General features: G+C 43.3%; 15 protein-coding genes. 12 read left to right on the top strand and 3 right to left on the bottom strand.

Translation table 11 applies throughout. From position 1 onward, the window contains the following. Positions 1-16: 16 nt before the first annotated feature. Entirely contained in the window at positions 17-946 is a 930-nt protein-coding gene (locus tag MHH26_RS12060; protein WP_034665473.1) for a YegS/Rv2252/BmrU family lipid kinase, read from the top strand. Between the two features lie 284 nt (positions 947-1,230). After that, positions 1,231-2,031: a phosphotransferase family protein gene (locus tag MHH26_RS12055; protein ID WP_170938436.1), complete on the top strand. Its 801-nt coding sequence runs from the start codon at positions 1,231-1,233 to the stop codon at positions 2,029-2,031. Here MHH26_RS12055 and MHH26_RS12050 read toward each other — a convergent pair. Continuing rightward, positions 2,028-2,303, bottom strand: coding sequence for a YtzH-like family protein (locus MHH26_RS12050; protein WP_095286138.1), 276 nt, complete (start codon positions 2,301-2,303; stop codon positions 2,028-2,030). The two genes, MHH26_RS12055 and MHH26_RS12050, sit on opposite strands and share 4 nt — an antisense overlap. 188 nt (positions 2,304-2,491) lie before the next feature. Here MHH26_RS12050 and trmB point away from each other — a divergent pair, with 188 nt between their 5' ends. The 3 genes from trmB to MHH26_RS12035 all read left to right on the top strand — a co-directional run bounded on the left by trmB (position 2,492) and on the right by MHH26_RS12035 (position 5,869). Further along, entirely contained in the window at positions 2,492-3,133 is a 642-nt protein-coding gene (gene trmB, locus MHH26_RS12045; protein WP_060597029.1) for a tRNA (guanosine(46)-N7)-methyltransferase TrmB, read from the top strand. 116 nt (positions 3,134-3,249) lie between these two features. Next, positions 3,250-4,098 carry a YtnP family quorum-quenching lactonase gene (locus MHH26_RS12040; protein WP_034665483.1) on the top strand — a complete coding sequence of 283 codons (849 nt, stop codon included), beginning with the start codon at positions 3,250-3,252 and terminating at the stop codon, positions 4,096-4,098. Between the two features lie 73 nt (positions 4,099-4,171). Beyond that, positions 4,172-5,869, top strand: a complete 1,698-nt coding sequence (locus MHH26_RS12035) for an NAD-dependent malic enzyme (protein WP_034665486.1) — start codon at positions 4,172-4,174, stop codon at positions 5,867-5,869. Positions 5,870-5,912: 43 nt separating this feature from the next. On the opposite strand, the gene MHH26_RS12030 is transcribed toward MHH26_RS12035, so the two are convergent. Continuing rightward, the gene (locus MHH26_RS12030) at positions 5,913-6,227 is read right to left on the bottom strand and encodes a PepSY domain-containing protein (RefSeq protein ID WP_003217759.1); all 315 of its coding nucleotides are present in this window, start codon (positions 6,225-6,227) and stop codon (positions 5,913-5,915) included. A gap of 199 nt (positions 6,228-6,426) precedes the next feature. Between MHH26_RS12030 and MHH26_RS12025 the strand changes: the two genes are divergently transcribed. Next, positions 6,427-7,500, top strand: a complete 1,074-nt coding sequence (locus tag MHH26_RS12025; protein WP_307500078.1) for a M42 family metallopeptidase — start codon at positions 6,427-6,429, stop codon at positions 7,498-7,500. Between the two features lie 129 nt (positions 7,501-7,629). Here the strand turns inward: MHH26_RS12025 and MHH26_RS12020 are convergent, their stop codons facing one another. Then, positions 7,630-8,076, bottom strand: coding sequence for a YtoQ family protein (locus MHH26_RS12020; RefSeq protein ID WP_003217634.1), 447 nt, complete (start codon positions 8,074-8,076; stop codon positions 7,630-7,632). Positions 8,077-8,276: 200 nt separating this feature from the next. On the opposite strand from MHH26_RS12020, the gene MHH26_RS12015 reads away from it, so the two are divergent. The 6 genes from MHH26_RS12015 (at position 8,277) to murC (ending at position 15,612) form a co-directional block, all read left to right on the top strand. Next, on the top strand, positions 8,277-9,305 hold the full coding sequence (locus tag MHH26_RS12015) for a PTS transporter subunit IIC (RefSeq protein ID WP_307500077.1): 1,029 nt from the start codon (positions 8,277-8,279) through the stop codon (positions 9,303-9,305). Beyond that, a complete protein-coding gene (locus MHH26_RS12010; protein ID WP_034665496.1) occupies positions 9,292-9,612 on the top strand; it encodes a thioredoxin family protein in 321 nt (106 codons plus the stop codon). The genes MHH26_RS12015 and MHH26_RS12010 overlap by 14 nt, the downstream gene beginning before the upstream one ends. A 19-nt stretch (positions 9,613-9,631) precedes the next feature. Then, complete coding sequence (locus MHH26_RS12005) at positions 9,632-10,444, top strand: DUF1444 domain-containing protein (protein WP_340973557.1); 813 nt, start codon at positions 9,632-9,634, stop codon at positions 10,442-10,444. A gap of 16 nt (positions 10,445-10,460) precedes the next feature. After that, on the top strand, positions 10,461-11,066 hold the full coding sequence (gene ytpR / locus MHH26_RS12000; RefSeq protein WP_340973555.1) for a YtpR family tRNA-binding protein: 606 nt from the start codon (positions 10,461-10,463) through the stop codon (positions 11,064-11,066). Between the two features lie 196 nt (positions 11,067-11,262). Then, positions 11,263-14,010 carry a DNA translocase FtsK gene (locus MHH26_RS11995; protein WP_340973554.1) on the top strand — a complete coding sequence of 916 codons (2,748 nt, stop codon included), beginning with the start codon at positions 11,263-11,265 and terminating at the stop codon, positions 14,008-14,010. Positions 14,011-14,313: 303 nt separating this feature from the next. Next, positions 14,314-15,612, top strand: coding sequence for a UDP-N-acetylmuramate--L-alanine ligase (murC, locus tag MHH26_RS11990; RefSeq protein WP_034665503.1), 1,299 nt, complete (start codon positions 14,314-14,316; stop codon positions 15,610-15,612). Positions 15,613-15,614: the final 2 nt, after the last annotated feature.

Raw genomic sequence — 15,614 nt, 5'->3', positions numbered from 1 at the left:
TGAGTGGAGCTAATATATGAATGAATGGTACTTTATCGTTAATCCAGCAGCAGGACATGGAAAAGGACTTCGTACATGGAGGAGCATAGAGAAAGAATTACAAAAGGTGGAGATCTCTTATCGATCGTTTCTCACCCAGCATGAAGGCCATGCAGAAGTATTGGCAAGACAAATTAGCGCCATGCAAGATGACAGGCTGAAGCGCCTGATTGTCATTGGCGGTGACGGCACCATTCATGAAGTCCTGAATGGCTTAAAGGAAATGGATCATGTGCAGTTAAGCTTTGTTCCCGCCGGTCATTGGAATGATGCGGCGAAGGGCCTCGGCATCCATCGTCAGGATGTCCTAAAAGAAGTGAGAAAGCAAAAGAGAATGCTCACCAAAACATTTTCTCTCGGCTCCTTTCAAGATCATGCAGAAAGCCCGCAATCCGTTCTCTTTCTCAATCATATCGGTGCTGGGTTTGATGCGCATGTGCTAAGGAAAACAGTGCATTTCAGAGGAAAAAAGTGGCTGAAACGGCTGGGGCTTGGGTTTATCATCTACCCGCTGTCATTTCTCCATTCTTTATGGTCCTTTAAGCCGTTTGACCTTGCGCTGTTTATTGAAAATGAGAAGAAGGTCTTTCGCCAAGTGTGGTTTGTGATTGTATGCAATCACCCCTATTACGGAGGCGGGCTGGAAGCAGCACCGGAAGTGAGCGCGAGGCAGCCAGGCTTTCAAACGATCGTTGTCACGGATTTGAATCCATTCAAAGTGCTCTTGTTTTTAAGTGCGATGGTGTTTCGAAAGCATCTTGGAATGAAGGGCGTTACCCTGTATCAGCACGAGGAAGCGTACTTGGAGGCAGATGCAAAAATCTTATTTCATGCAGATGGAGAAGTGATCGGCGCAACGCCTGTCTTTGTGAAGGCGAGTGAGCGCTCCTTAAAATTACGTGCTTAAATGGCTTCTCGTGAATGCCCTAGTCAAAAAACCATGAAAAAAGCCTTCCTTTTCATAAGGTTCTTGTCCTGATTTTCTAGTTTTGCTTGACGAGTATAAGAAGGTAACGATAAAATCTATAGGACGGCTATTGTTTAGCATCTCATTCTCAATAGCTGTCCTTTTTGTTTTTATGATCATATAAATAAAAAAGAAACAGCCAATTGATCTTCAATCGGCTGAATTTTGTCGACTAAAAAAGCAAGATTTAAAATATTTTAAGAAATGATGGGTTGAAAATTGATATGAACTGGTTGGGACAAATATTAGGTAGCGAATGGCACATCTCTCCTGCTGGAGGCGCTACGGGAGATGCGTACTTCGCAACACACAATGACCAAAAGCTATTTTTAAAACGCAATACGTCACCGTTTCTTGCGGTTTTGTCAGCTGAAGGCATTGTGCCGAAGCTTGTCTGGACAAAACGAATGGAAAATGGGGATGTCATCACTGCGCAGCACTGGCTGAGCGGCAGAGAGCTGAAGCCAAAGGACATGAATGACCGTCCTGTAGCAGAGCAGCTAAGAAAAATTCATACATCTAAAGAATTGCTTGATATGCTGAAAAGATTAGAGAAGCACGCTCTACACCCAGAATCCATTCTGAAGCATTTAAAACAGTCCATATTAAAAGAGCAAATCGATTCACAAGACATTACACGTGCCATCCAGTACTTAGAGAAGCATGTGGAGGCAGTCCAATTTGAGGACAAGGTCGTGTGTCATTGTGACCTCAATCATAATAATTGGCTGCTGACAGATGAAAATCAGCTTTACTTGATCGATTGGGATGGGGCGATGATTGCTGACCCAGCCATTGATCTTGGACCACTTTTATACCATTATGTTGAAGAAGAGAACTGGGAAAGCTGGCTCTCGATGTACGGTGCCCCGCTGACGGACAATTTGCGAAAACGCATGGATTGGTACGTCCTCGCTGAAACCGTATCGTTTGTCGTGTGGCATAAAAGAAAAGGAAATGAAAAAGCGCAGCAAGAAGTGCAAGCGGAGCTGAGCGCACTCTTAAAGCGGTTAAACATCCATTAAGACATAGGAATATTCTCGACCCACTCTGACAAATGCGATTGATGCTCCTCGATATGTGCATCAATTGAACTGACAGAAGTGCCCTTTTGGCTGTAATCATAAATATCTGTTAATAATTGACGAATGTCGGCATCAAGGTCTTCTTTTGCCAGCATTAATTGAATCACACGTCCCACCTGTTCATATTCTGCAACAGTCCCGCAGCAATCCAACTGGTGATCGGTTAAAATATCTTTGATTAATTGAAGCTGATGTTGACGGTTTAATCCCATACGTATGCTCCTTTTCTGCGTGTCATTTATGTGGTTAAACTGTGCATTCATCGCCCAATTTATACATGCGGCAGACCAGCTCAAGCGAAGGGCTGGTCTTTTTCATATGCGCATAAAGATGCTGTCTTGCGGGTCTTTATGTTTCATGGTATCTTGATAAAATGTAAAGAAAATAGAGGTGTATCAAATTGAGAATGCGACATAAACCATGGGCGGATGATTACTTAGCTGAAAATGCTCATATTGCCTTAGCTAGCCCCGAGCAATATAAAGGGAAATGGCATGAGCTGTTTGGAAATGATCATCCAATCCATATCGAAGTTGGGACAGGAAAAGGGAGCTTTATCGCTGGAATGGGCAAGCTTCATCCTGATATCAACTATATTGGCATTGAATTATTTAAAAGTGTCATTGTGACAGCAGTAGATAAAATCAAAGAGACAGACGTTGAAAATGTAAAGCTTTTGAACATTAATGCTGAAACGCTGACAGATGTGTTTGCGGAAAATGAAATTGACCGGGTGTATTTGAATTTCTCTGATCCGTGGCCAAAAGCAAGGCATGAAAAGCGCAGATTAACGTTTAAGGCCTTTTTAGAGCGATATGAACATATTCTCCGTCCAGGTGGTGAATTGCATTTCAAAACAGATAACCGCGGATTATTTGAATATTCCTTAAAGAGTTTTTCTGCATATGGCCTTCTTTTAACGTATGTAAGCTTAGATTTACATAAGGACGGATTAGAAGGAAATGTGATGACTGAATACGAAGAAAAATTCTCGTCTATGGGACAACCCATCTATCGATCAGAAGTAAAATTTCCAGATTAACAAGTGACATCAAGCTGGCTGCAAAGAAAAATTGCAGTCAGCTTTTTTCATGAAAAGATTGATGCATGCGATTTTCAGCTGTATTTGCTACGATAGAAAAAGGAGGGATGACAGCAATGGAGACAATGAAAATAGGTGACATGGAACTGTTCTGGTTAAATGGGGGAGATACACACATGGACGGCGGTGCGATGTTCGGTGTAGTGCCAAAGCCGTTATGGTCAAAAAAATACCCGGTGAACGATCGCAATCAAATTGAACTGCGGTGTGATCCGATCCTCATTCGGTGGAATGGTCTTCATTTATTAGTGGATTCCGGCATCGGATCAGGGAAGCTGACAGATAAACAAAAACGAAATTACGGCGTAACAGAAGAGACGAAATTGGAACAATCGCTAGCGGCACTCGGCCTGCAACCAGCTGATATTGATTACGTTTTAATGACACACCTTCACTTCGATCATGCAAGCGGGCTGACAAAACGTGAGGGAGAAGAGCTCGTGTCTGTTTTTCCGCAGGCAAAAATCATCACATCCAAAATCGAATGGGATGAAATGAGGGCGCCTAACATCCGCTCAAGAAATACATATTGGAAAGAAAACTGGGAGCCTATAGCAAATCAAGTGGTGCCATTTGAAGAAAGCATCGAAGTAACAAAAGGCATTGGGCTACATCATACAGGCGGTCATAGCAATGGCCATAGCATCTTAACGCTCACAAGTCAGGGCGAAACAGCGATTCATTTGGCTGATATCATGCCAACACACGCTCATAAAAATCCATTATGGGTCTTGGCTTATGATGATTACCCAATGACTTCGATTCCAGCTAAGCAAAAATGGCAGGCATTTGCAGAAGAAAAAAATGCGTGGTACTTGTTTTATCATGATGCGATTTACCGCGCTGTAAAGTGGGATGAAGACGGGCAAATCACACATGAAGTTAAAAGAGAAACAGGAAGATAAAAGATCATCTGCATGTTTTTTCGCCTTTCACACAAAATAACGACAAAATGAACTTGTGAAAGGAAGAGTGCAGGTGAACCAATTTTATCGTGTACATGGTGATGTCATTGAAACACCATTAAGAGGGATGGAAGTCATGTCCGTCCCTTATTTAAACAAAGGGGTTGCATTTACTAAGGAAGAGCGGGAAGAGCTTGGTTTAAAGGGATTTCTACCGCCTAAGGTTTTAACATTAGAGGATCAGGCAAAGCGTGCATATGAGCAGTTCAAGGCACAGCCGGATGAACTGGGGAAAAATGTGTATTTAACATCACTTCATGACAGAAACGAAGTGCTTTTTTACAAATTACTGAATGAGCACTTGGCGGAGATGCTGCCGATTGTCTACACGCCGACTGTTGGAACAGCCATTCAGCGTTATAGCCACGAGTATCGAAAGCCAAGGGGGCTTTATTTATCGATTGATGATTTGGAAGGCATGGAAGAGATTTTTGCCTCTTACGGTGTTGATGAATCAATTGACTTAATCGTTGCGACAGATGCAGAAGGCATTTTAGGTATTGGAGACTGGGGTGTTGGCGGTATTGCCATTTCAGTCGGGAAACTTGCTGTTTATACAGCCGCAGCAGGCATTGATCCTAGCCGCGTGCTGGCCGTTGTGCTTGATGCCGGGACGAACCAGGAAAGTCTCTTGAATGATCCGCTTTATGTTGGAAATCAGCATTCTCGCGTTCGAGGAGAACGTTATGATCGGTTCATTGATCAATATGTAGAGCTTGCCCGCGCAACTTTTCCAAATGCACTCCTTCACTGGGAAGACTTTGGGACAAAAAATGCCCGAGCCATATTGGAAAAATATAAGGAACGTATTTGTACATTTAATGATGACATTCAAGGTACTGGAGCTGTTTCACTTGCTGCGGTTCTGGCATGTGCAAAAGCTTCGAAGGTTCCGCTGAAAGATCACCGAATCGTCATTTTCGGAGCGGGTACGGCAGGGATTGGCATAGCGGAGCAGATCCGTGATGCTCTCGTAAGAGACGGTGTCAAAGAAGAGGAATCATATGATCATTTCTGGTGTATTGATAAAACAGGATTGCTTACAGATGATTCGCCTGACATTCAGCCATTTCAAAAGCCATATGCAAGACGTTCTGACGAAGTAAAGGATTATGCCCGTAACGGTCCTAAGCATTCCATTGATTTATTAGAGGTCGTCAAACAGGCGAAACCAACCATCTTAATTGGCACCTCGACGGTAGGAGGAGCATTTACAGAGGAAATTGTGAAAGAAATGGCGTCACACGTGGAGCGCCCAGCCATTTTACCGATGTCGAACCCAACACCTCTTTCAGAAGCAAAGCCTGAAGATCTCATCGAGTGGACAGAAGGACGCGCCCTTGTGACAACGGGAAGCCCATTTGATCCTGTCGAATATGGCGGCGTGACATATGAAATTGGTCAGGCGAATAATGCCCTTGTGTTCCCAGGGCTTGGTCTTGGAACGATTGTGTCTAAAGCCCGCCTTATAACAGACAGCATGTTTGTTGCGAGTGCTGAAGCGATTGCCAGCATGGTCAATGTCGGAAAGCCGGGTGCAGCGATGCTGCCAAGTGTGGATCAGCTTCGAACTGTTTCAGCGACAGTGGCTGTCCGTGTGGCGCAAGCAGCGATCGATGAAGGAATTGCAGAGGAAACGCCTGAGGATCTCATTCAGGCTGTACAGGACGCCATGTGGCATCCTGTGTACAAAAAAATCAAAGCCATATAAAAAAGAAGCTTCGCAAGGACACGCCTTTGCGAAGCTTTCTTTATCAAGCCACAGAATCAATGACATCAACGATCATGCCTGTTTTGGCATCAATCATGACTTCGTACTGTTCAAGCTCGCCAAAGGCTGAGCGAGTAATGCCAGATTTGTACACATCAATCGTTTCACCATTTACGGTATACGGTTCTGGTACAGTATAAATCCAAGAGCCATCAATCGGGCCGCGCTGTTTAAAAGCAGATTTCACAATTTTTAATGCTTTTTCAGACGAGATATACGTAGGGAAAAATACTTTCTTTGCAACAATTGCAGCGGCTACGCCAATACTCGCACCAATCAGAACATGTTTTAACTTCAACGTGCTGCACCTCCGTATTGCTGTTTTTTCCATTATACAAAACTTGTCCATTGATGTTAAGGAATCCGAATACTTGAAAGCATATTCAAAATTTCTGGAGAGATACTTGGAAAACCGAAAGAATTCTTATAGTATAAAGTGAGTGTTATTTTTATAGGAATATATATGGTCATTACATAGAAACGAGGTAAACCGTAGAATGAATGAAGAAACATTGTCGCTTTTCCGAAATTTAACAGAATTACAGGGAACTCCGGGTAATGAGCACCATGTGCGTGCTTTTATGAAAAAGGAACTTGAGAAATATTCTGATGAACTCATTCAGGATCGTCTTGGCGGTGTGTTTGGCGTACGCAAGGGGCCGGAGAACACACCTAAAATTATGGTGGCTGGTCATATGGATGAAGTGGGATTCATGGTTTCATCCATTACGAAAAATGGGATGATACGTTTCCAAACACTCGGCGGCTGGTGGAGTCAAGTCATGCTGGCGCAGCGTGTGGACGTTCATACCGATCACGGGCCAATTCCTGGTGTCGTCTCTAGTACACCACCTCATCTTCTGACACCAGAACAAAAAAGCAAACCTGTGAAACCATCAGACATGCTGATTGATATTGGTGCAGACAGTGAAGAAGAGGCAAAAGAGCTTGGCGTTCGCCCAGGACAGCAAATCGTGCCCGCAACAGTCTTTACCCCAATGGCGAATCCCAAAAAGATTTTAGCGAAGGCTTGGGATAACCGCTATGGCTGCGGACTTGCGATTGAGTTATTAAAAGAAATAAAAGACGAACCCCTTTCATGTCAGCTGTATTCAGGTGCAACGGTTCAAGAAGAAGTAGGGCTTAGAGGGGCAGAGGTAGCTGCCAATATGATTCAGCCGGATCTGTTCTTTGCTTTAGATGCAAGCCCTGCTAACGATGTGACAGGTGACAAAACCCAATTCGGCCAGCTTGGAAAAGGTGCACTTCTGCGTATTTTTGATCGAACAATGATTACGCACCGCGGGATGAGAGAATTTGTGCTCGATACTGCTGAGTCAAACAGCATTCCATACCAATACTTCGTATCACCGGGTGGTACGGACGCTGGGCGTGTGCATGTGTCAAACCAAGGCGTGCCTTCTGCTGTCATTGGGGTGTGCGCTCGCTACATTCATACAAGTCATTCAGTATTGCATGTGGATGATTACGCAGCGGCAAAAGAGTTAATTGTACGCCTTGTGAAAAAATGTGATCAAAGTACAGTGGATTCTATTTATCAACAGGTGTAAATGTAATAGAAAAGGCTGCCTCTTTCATGAGAGCAGCCTTTAGTGTGTATATGTAGACAAAACCTCGCATTCATTGCCAGGTCTGCAAAGGTTTCGAAAAGAGGAAAAAAGGTTGCAGTTTCACCTTTTTTATTGCTGTTCAAACACGTAAGATAACGCCTTGATCGCTTGGTTCACGGTTTCTACAGTGATATTCGCTTTGTTTGATAGTTCCTTTAACGGATGGTGCAGTTCTTTTGGGCGGATCAAAATGAGAGGTTTTCCTTTTGCGATGGCAGCAGATGCATCCATTGCCGTGTTCCACTGTTTATATTTCTCACCAAAGCGGGCAATGACGACGTCTGCCTTGTTTAATAAGATCTCAGTACGGAAATTGTTCAAATCAGAAGCCGCATCATCTTTGAAAATGGCATTCGGCTGCTCACCTAAAATGTCCTCACCAATGTGATCTGAGCGGTCATGATTCTCCATTGGACCAACAAACGTCACCGGCAGTTTCAACGATTGGCTTTTCTCCTTGATTTCATCACGCCACTGGCTATGAATTTCTCCTGCTAAATAGACGGTTAATTGCATAACGATCTCCTCCTTTTGTACAAACTTAGTAAAGGTTTGCCCTGTTTCTTTTCATGTTACACAAGAAGTGCTTGATAAAGCAAAAAAAATATGATTATGATATTCATGGTAGAGACTATTTTTCATCGTAAGAATACTACATATAATGGGAAGGACAGGCCTCTTCGTCTTTCCTATGAGAAAGCAGGAAGACGACGTTGATGACTTATTTGAAAAGAAAGGGGATCTCCCTTTCGCCAAAAGTGTACTTCATTGATGCACTCTCTTATATGGCTTTAGGTCTATTTGCTACATTAGTGGTAGGGCTGATTTTAAAAACAGCAGGCGGTCTGTTATCACTTCCGCTCATCATCAAAATGGGAACACTTGCGATGGGGCTCATGGGACCAGCAATCGGTGTAGCCGTTGCGTATCGCTTACATGCATCTCCTTTGATCATTTTTGCAAGTGTTGTCTCAGGTGCTGCAGGAGCAGAGCTTGGTGGACCTGCTGGAAGCTTTGTCGCAGCATTAATTGGTGTGGAACTCGGCAAGCTGGTCAGTGGTGAGACAAAAATTGATATTATTTTAACGCCGCTTGTCACCATTATTACTGGCTTTTTCACCGCCGCTTTGATCGGTCCTGGGATTGAAGCCATGATGACAGGGCTTGGCAGACTCATCATGTGGGGGACTGACCAAAGTCCGCTCATCATGGGCATGCTAGTAGCGACCATTGTTGGACTTGCCCTCAGCTCACCGATTTCAAGTGCGGCGCTTGCGCTCATGCTTGACTTAAGCGGAACAGCGGCTGGTGCTGCAACGATTGGCTGCTGCGCTCAAATGGTCGGCTTTGCCGCTGCAGGCTTTAGAGAAAATCGTTTTGGCGGTCTTGCTGCTGTCGGCATTGGCACGTCAAAATTGCAGCTGCCGAACATTGTGAAAAATCCCCTTATCCTTATTCCGCCGACGATTGCGGGCCTCATTCTCGCGCCAATTGGTATTATTGGCTTTGGGATGGTCAATAATGCGGCAGGGGCAGGTATGGGAACGAGCGGCCTCGTTGGACAGCTCATGACACTGACCGTTATGGGATTTCATCCATCCGTTTTTCTGGCGATCGCTCTTTTGCATATCGTTGGCCCGGCAGTGATTAGTTTGGTAGTATCAGAATGGATGAGAAAGAAAGGCTATATACAATTCGGAGATTTAACCATACAAACTGGAGGAATGAAACATGAAAAAAATTGAATCAAACGAAGAATTACAAAAAGTGATTCAAGAAGACTTAACAGTATTGCTATTTTCAGCTGACTGGTGCCCTGACTGCACCTTTATCGAACCATTCTTGCCAGAGCTTGAAGCAAACTACCCAGAATTTGAGTACTTCTATGTGGATAGAGATCAGTTCATTGACACTTGCGCAGAGTGGGAAATTTACGGCATTCCAAGCTTTTTAGTTTTTAAAAATGGACAAGAGGTTAACCGCTTTGTCAGCAAGGATCGTAAGACGAAGGAAGAGATTGAAGCATTTTTAACAGATTCTCTTTCTAAATAATGAAAGGAGAGTCTAAATCATGGCAAAAATGACATCAAGAAAGCTTGCGAACGAACTTAAAAGCCGTCTGACAAATGACAGCTGGTCACACCAGTTTGACCGAGAAAAAGATACGCTTCGTATTGAAGATAAACAAACAAGTAAAGGTATTACACTAGAGCTCCCGCCAATCATTGCAAAGTGGGAAGTAAAGCCTGATGAAACATTAGATGAGATCGTTTACTATGTGAAAGAGGCGCTAAGTGCCATGAAAGGCGAAGCGCAGCACATCTCAGGAAAAGAAAAGCAGATCTATCCTGTCATTCGTTCCACTTCCTTTCCTGAGGCATCAAGTGATGGCATTCCCCTAGTTTTTGATGAGCATACAGCTGAAACGAGAATCTTCTACGCACTTGACCTTGGAAGCACCTACAGATTAATTGATGAGAAAATGCTTCAAAAGGAAAACTGGACAAAAGAGCGAATTAGGGAAACTGCAAGCTTCAATGTCCGCTCACTTGAAACTGTGGTGAAAATGGATGAAGTTGCAGGCAATCGGTTTTATTTCTTCCGTGCGAATGACGGATATGATGCCAGCAGACTTTTAAATGAATCGATTTTACAAGAATACGCGCAAAAAATAGAAGGACAGATGGCCATTTCTGTTCCCCATCAAGATGTATTCATCATTGCAGATGTTCGCAATGAATCAGGCTATGATATTTTAGGACAGATGTCGATGAGTTTCTTCGCCAGCGGCACGGTTCCGATTACCGCATTGTCATTTTTATATGACGAGAGCAAGCTTGAACCGATCTTTATTCTTGCTAAAAGCAGACCAAAACAGCAGTAGAAGGGAATTTTGAAGAATGAACGTTTTTTATAATGCAGAAGGTGTAGGCGACACACTCCTTATTTCATTGAAAGATGTGACGAGAGAAGAAGTAGGTCATGAGACGTTTGGAGATGTCGTAAGAATCTTCAATCAAGAAACAAAAGAAACAACAGGTTTTAATATCTTCAACGCATCCACTTACATGAAAATTGAAGAAAACGGACCTGTACCGCTTTCTGAAACACTTGTTCAAGATATCAACGAAATTTTAAACCGCAACGGTGTAAGTGAAACGTTGACTGTAGATCTATCACCAAAATTTGTTGTCGGTTATGTGAAGGAAAAAGAAAAGCATCCGAATGCAGATAAATTAAACATTTGCCAAGTAGATGTTGGCGATGAAACATTACAAATCGTGTGTGGTGCACCAAACGTTGATCAAGGGCAATATGTCGTGGTTGCGAAGGTTGGTGCGGTGATGCCAAGCGGTTTGGTCATTAAAGATGCTGAGCTAAGAGGTGTTCCATCAAGCGGAATGATTTGTTCAGCAAAAGAACTAGATCTTCCAGACGCGCCTGCTGAAAAAGGGATTCTTGTTCTAGAGGGAAGCCACCAAGCTGGCGAACCCTTTAAAGCGTAACCTCCCATAAACGGGCATATAGGAGCGAAGAATGTGTTATACCAAAAGTCACTAAGTACGTACTTAGTGACTTTTTTTCATCTACAGACAGCACAAATAGCAAAGAGCAGCACTTTTCTCGCTTTTCTGCATGAAAAAGCAATGGTATACTAAAAATCGCCCAAGAAAACGTAAGGGGAGTTAAAGTGAGTGATAAATGATGAGTTGGTTAGATAAATTTTTTAGTGTATTTTTAGGAGAAGAAAAGAAAGAAGAAAAAGCTGTGAGACCTGAGGAAGGTCCAGCTGCACGAGCGCAGCCAGTTTTTGAACAGCATAAAGAATATAAAAAAATTGAAGATACAAAAGTCTATTATGAATATCCGAAAGGCAACTTCCGCTTTCCGCTCGTACCTGATGAACCTCTGCGTGACGGAGTGAAGCAGGAAAGAAGACGCGCAAAGCCAAGCAAGCCAAAGGCTAAGCAGAAGACCTATGAGCCAAAACAAACGGTGCAGCCTGACATCAATAAAAAGCCATTCAAAACAGAGCAAATTCCATCACCGATCTATGGCTATCATCAGGATATGCGTCCAAAACGAACAGAAGCGAAAGAAGAATCATCTCCTGTTCAAATGAAAGCAGCAGAAACAGCGCAGCGTGTCACCCTGTTATCAGAAGAGGCAGAGCGTGTACGAAATGTCAGACAGCAAATGAACATTCCGTCAATACGGAAAGAAAATCGTATGGAAGAAACGGTTTCAGCCCCAGCAGAAGAAAGAGTGGACATGCAAACAGACGTGACCCCGCTTACTTTGCAAGAGGAACTCGCTTATCAGGATCACGTTCAATCGACGATGGAGCGTTTAAATGACGAGCCTTTCATTCAAACAGAGGAAAAAGAGCCAGCCTTTTCTGAGCCTCAAGACCATATTGAAGCTGACTTACATAATCAGGAGGCCGAAGCTTATCAAGAACAGCCGGTAGAGGCTGAGCCGGAACAGGATGTCTCAAGCGATGACGAAGAAATAAAAGGCGAGCCGGTACATCAGTTTGTAGATCATACGGAGGAAATAGAACCGTTGACATTTGAAACAGCAGAAGACACACATCCCGCGATTGAAATGGAAGTAGACATGTCGGCAGAAGAAGTTGAGGTAACAGAAGACATCACAGCAGAACCGGTCGCGGAAATAGAAGCTGATTCCATAGAAGATCATCAAGAAGAAGTGCCAGCGGCAGCATTTGAAGAAGCTGAGCCAGTCGCCAAGCATGATCTGCAAGAAGACCAATTGTTGGAAGAAGCTGAAATAGTAGAAGATCAAATGATGCCAATAGAACAAGTAGCAGACGATGAGACCGCTACTGAACCAGCAGAACCTGTCATAGAGCAGCAAGAAAAGCAAGAACAAGTGCATGAAGTGATGGAAGAAAAACCGAAACAAGCAGCTCCGCAGACGCAACGTACAAGCGGACAAACCTCAACGGTACCTTTTAACGTCATGATGTTAAAAAGTGATCAGCGTGTGCAAGGGCAAAAGAAAGCAGCAGATGCACAAGGGTATGTTTTTCCAAGTCTCGCCCTTTTAGACGTACCTCCAGCTCAAAAAGAAGAGGACGGGACATGGGTGAAAGAGCGGGCAGACCTGCTCAATGCCACGCTGAAAAATTTCAATGTCAGAGCAAGTGTGGTTCATGTCACGCAAGGCCCTTCTGTGACAAGGTTTGAAGTACATCCAGAACCAGGTGTCAAAGTGAACAAAATCACGAACCTATCAGATGATATTAAACTCAGTTTGTCCGCAAAAGATATTCGAATCGAAGCACCGATTCCAGGAAAGAACACGATCGGGATCGAAGTGCCGAACCTTCACAGTAAAATGGTTTTCTTACGAGAGATGATCAGAAGCAGTGCATTTAGAGACAATCCATCACCTTTAACAGCAGCACTCGGATTAGATATATCTGGCCAGCCTGTTGTGGTTGATCTGCAAAAAATGCCGCATGGCTTAATTGCTGGAGCAACAGGGTCAGGAAAAAGTGTCTGTATCAATACCATTTTAGTGAGCTTAATGTTTAAAGCGTCACCAGATGAAGTAAAAATGCTCTTAATCGACCCTAAAATGGTTGAATTAGCGCCATATAATCACATTCCGCATCTCGTGAGTCCTGTCATCACCGATGCCAAGACAGCGACAGCCGCTCTGAAATGGGTAGTGGATGAAATGGAAAGGCGCTACGAACTGTTTGCGCACTCTGGCGTGAGAGAAATTAAACGATTCAATGAGCTTGTCAAAGAAAAACAAATGGGTGAAAAACTGCCTTATCTTGTCGTTGTGATCGATGAGCTCGCTGATTTAATGATGGTCGCACCAAATGAAGTCGAAGAAAGCATTTGCCGAATCGCACAAAAAGCAAGAGCATGCGGCATTCATTTATTGATTGCGACACAAAGACCTTCTGTTGATGTCATTACAGGTCTCATTAAAGCCAATATCCCAACAAGAATTGCTTTCTCTGTCTCAAGTCAGGTAGATTCTAGAACGATCATTGACATGGCAGGTGCAGAAAAGCTTCTCGGAAAAGGAGACATGCTTTTCTTAGAAAATGGCTCCGGCAAGCCGACGAGGCTGCAAGGGAACTTTGTATCAGACCGTGAGATTGATCAAGTAGTGGCACATGTAAGAAAACAGCGTAAGCCAGTGTTCCTTTTCGAACAGGAGGAATTAATGCTCCAAGGCTCTGCGATTACAGATGAAGACGAATTGTTTATGGATGCCTGCCGTTTTGCGATTGAGCAGAATAGCGCTAGTACATCGAGTTTGCAGCGAAGATTTAGAATTGGCTACAATCGTGCAGCCAGATTGATCGACATGATGGAACGCGAGGGCATGATCTCTGGTGCAAAAGGCAGTAAGCCAAGGGAAGTCCTCATGACACTGAGTGACTTAGAACAGCTGATCTAAACAAACCACTTCATTTTTTTTATAAACATGGTATGATAGCACATAGGTGCAATTTTGTAATTGGACGCTTTTCGTATGCCTGTCAGAACGCTTTTTTATGTAAAATGAGCGAAAGCAGGTGTTAGAAATAGGAAAGTTGTCGGATACTAATCATAGTTAATATTGATTAGAATAGGAAGATCGGAAAAAAATCTTTATTTGGAGCTGCGATCTGTGAGCCGCTAGAGGCGAAAATCACAAGTTGCAAATTGAAATGAGCGTCATATACTGTAAGTCAGATAGACGTTTGTTGGAGGTACAATTATGACTGTTTATCATTTTGTTGGAATAAAAGGGACAGGTATGAGTCCACTGGCCCAAATTCTTCATGATACTGGGTATACTGTCCAAGGATCGGATATCGAAAAACATATCTTTACACAAAAAGCATTAGAAGAACGAAATATTAAAATTCTTCCATTTGACCCAGATAATATTCAGCCAGGGATGACCGTGATTGCAGGTAATGCATTTCCTGATACACACCCTGAGATTGAACGTGCCCTTTCTGAAGGGATTCCTGTCATTCGTTACCATAAATTTCTTGGAGAATACATGGATTCATTCACAAACGTTGCGATTACTGGTGCTCATGGTAAAACGTCGACAACAGGACTGCTTGCCCATGTGATGCAATCAGCGAAACCAACTTCATACTTAATCGGTGATGGATCTGGTATGGGGAAAGAAAACAGCGAGTATTTTGTATTTGAAGCATGCGAATACCGCAGACACTTCCTCAGCTATCATCCAGACTATGCGATCATGACCAATATTGATTTTGATCATCCTGATTATTTCTCGGACATTGACGACGTGTTTGATGCATTTCAAAACATGGCGCTTCAAGTGAAAAAAGCCATTATCGCTTGCGGTGATGATGAGCATCTGCCCAAGATTCAAGCGAAGGTACCTGTTGTGTACTACGGTTTCAATGAAGAAAATGATTTCCAAGCACGCAATGTTGTGAAAAACACGGAAGGCACTACATTTGATGTATTTGTACGCAATACGTTTTATGATACCTTCTACATTCCTGCCTACGGAAATCATAATGTCCTCAATTCATTAGCTGTGATTGCATTATGTCACTATGAAGCCATTGATGTAGAGCTCATCAAAGGGGCACTAATGACATTTGGCGGGGTGAAACGCCGCTTTAATGAAAAAGTGGTCGGTGAGCAGGTTTTAATTGACGACTATGCCCATCACCCAACGGAGATTGAAGTCACCATTGAAGCAGCACGTCAAAAATATCCAGACCGTGATATTGTCGCTGTCTTCCAGCCGCATACCTTCACACGCACACAGCAATTCTTAAGTGAATTTGCTGACAGTCTGAAAAAAGCGGACTATGTATACCTATGCGATATTTTCGGTTCAGCCCGTGAAAACATTGGGAAGCTGAGTATCGAAGATTTACGAGAAAAAATCCCGCAGGCCCAATTGATTGCGGAAGAAGATACATCTGTGCTGAAAGCGCACGAAGATGGGATTCTGATCTTTATGGGAGCAGGAGACATTCAAAAATATCTGCGTGCTTATGAGAAAGTCGCTGTATAAAT

Source organism: Bacillus sp. FSL K6-2839 (assembly GCF_038003365.1).
Classification (GTDB): Bacteria; Bacillota; Bacilli; order Bacillales; family Bacillaceae; genus Bacillus.
This window is presented reverse-complemented; position numbering and strand designations above follow the sequence as displayed.

Bases quoted from the DNA above. Each gene is read 5' to 3' on its own strand.
- MHH26_RS12055 (WP_170938436.1), top strand. From the start codon at position 1,231: ATGAACTGGTTGGGACAAATATTAGGTAGCGAATGGCACATCTCTCCT.
- MHH26_RS11995 (WP_340973554.1), top strand. From the start codon at position 11,263: ATGATGAGTTGGTTAGATAAATTTTTTAGTGTATTTTTAGGAGAAGAA.
- MHH26_RS12005 (WP_340973557.1), top strand. From the start codon at position 9,632: ATGGCAAAAATGACATCAAGAAAGCTTGCGAACGAACTTAAAAGCCGT.
- ytpR (WP_340973555.1), top strand. From the start codon at position 10,461: ATGAACGTTTTTTATAATGCAGAAGGTGTAGGCGACACACTCCTTATT.
- MHH26_RS12025 (WP_307500078.1), top strand. From the start codon at position 6,427: ATGAATGAAGAAACATTGTCGCTTTTCCGAAATTTAACAGAATTACAG.
- MHH26_RS12020 (WP_003217634.1), bottom strand. From the start codon at position 8,076: ATGCAATTAACCGTCTATTTAGCAGGAGAAATTCATAGCCAGTGGCGT.
- MHH26_RS12015 (WP_307500077.1), top strand. From the start codon at position 8,277: ATGACTTATTTGAAAAGAAAGGGGATCTCCCTTTCGCCAAAAGTGTAC.
- murC (WP_034665503.1), top strand. From the start codon at position 14,314: ATGACTGTTTATCATTTTGTTGGAATAAAAGGGACAGGTATGAGTCCA.
- MHH26_RS12050 (WP_095286138.1), bottom strand. From the start codon at position 2,303: ATGGGATTAAACCGTCAACATCAGCTTCAATTAATCAAAGATATTTTA.
- MHH26_RS12040 (WP_034665483.1), top strand. From the start codon at position 3,250: ATGGAGACAATGAAAATAGGTGACATGGAACTGTTCTGGTTAAATGGG.
- MHH26_RS12060 (WP_034665473.1), top strand. From the start codon at position 17: ATGAATGAATGGTACTTTATCGTTAATCCAGCAGCAGGACATGGAAAA.
- MHH26_RS12010 (WP_034665496.1), top strand. From the start codon at position 9,292: ATGAAAAAAATTGAATCAAACGAAGAATTACAAAAAGTGATTCAAGAA.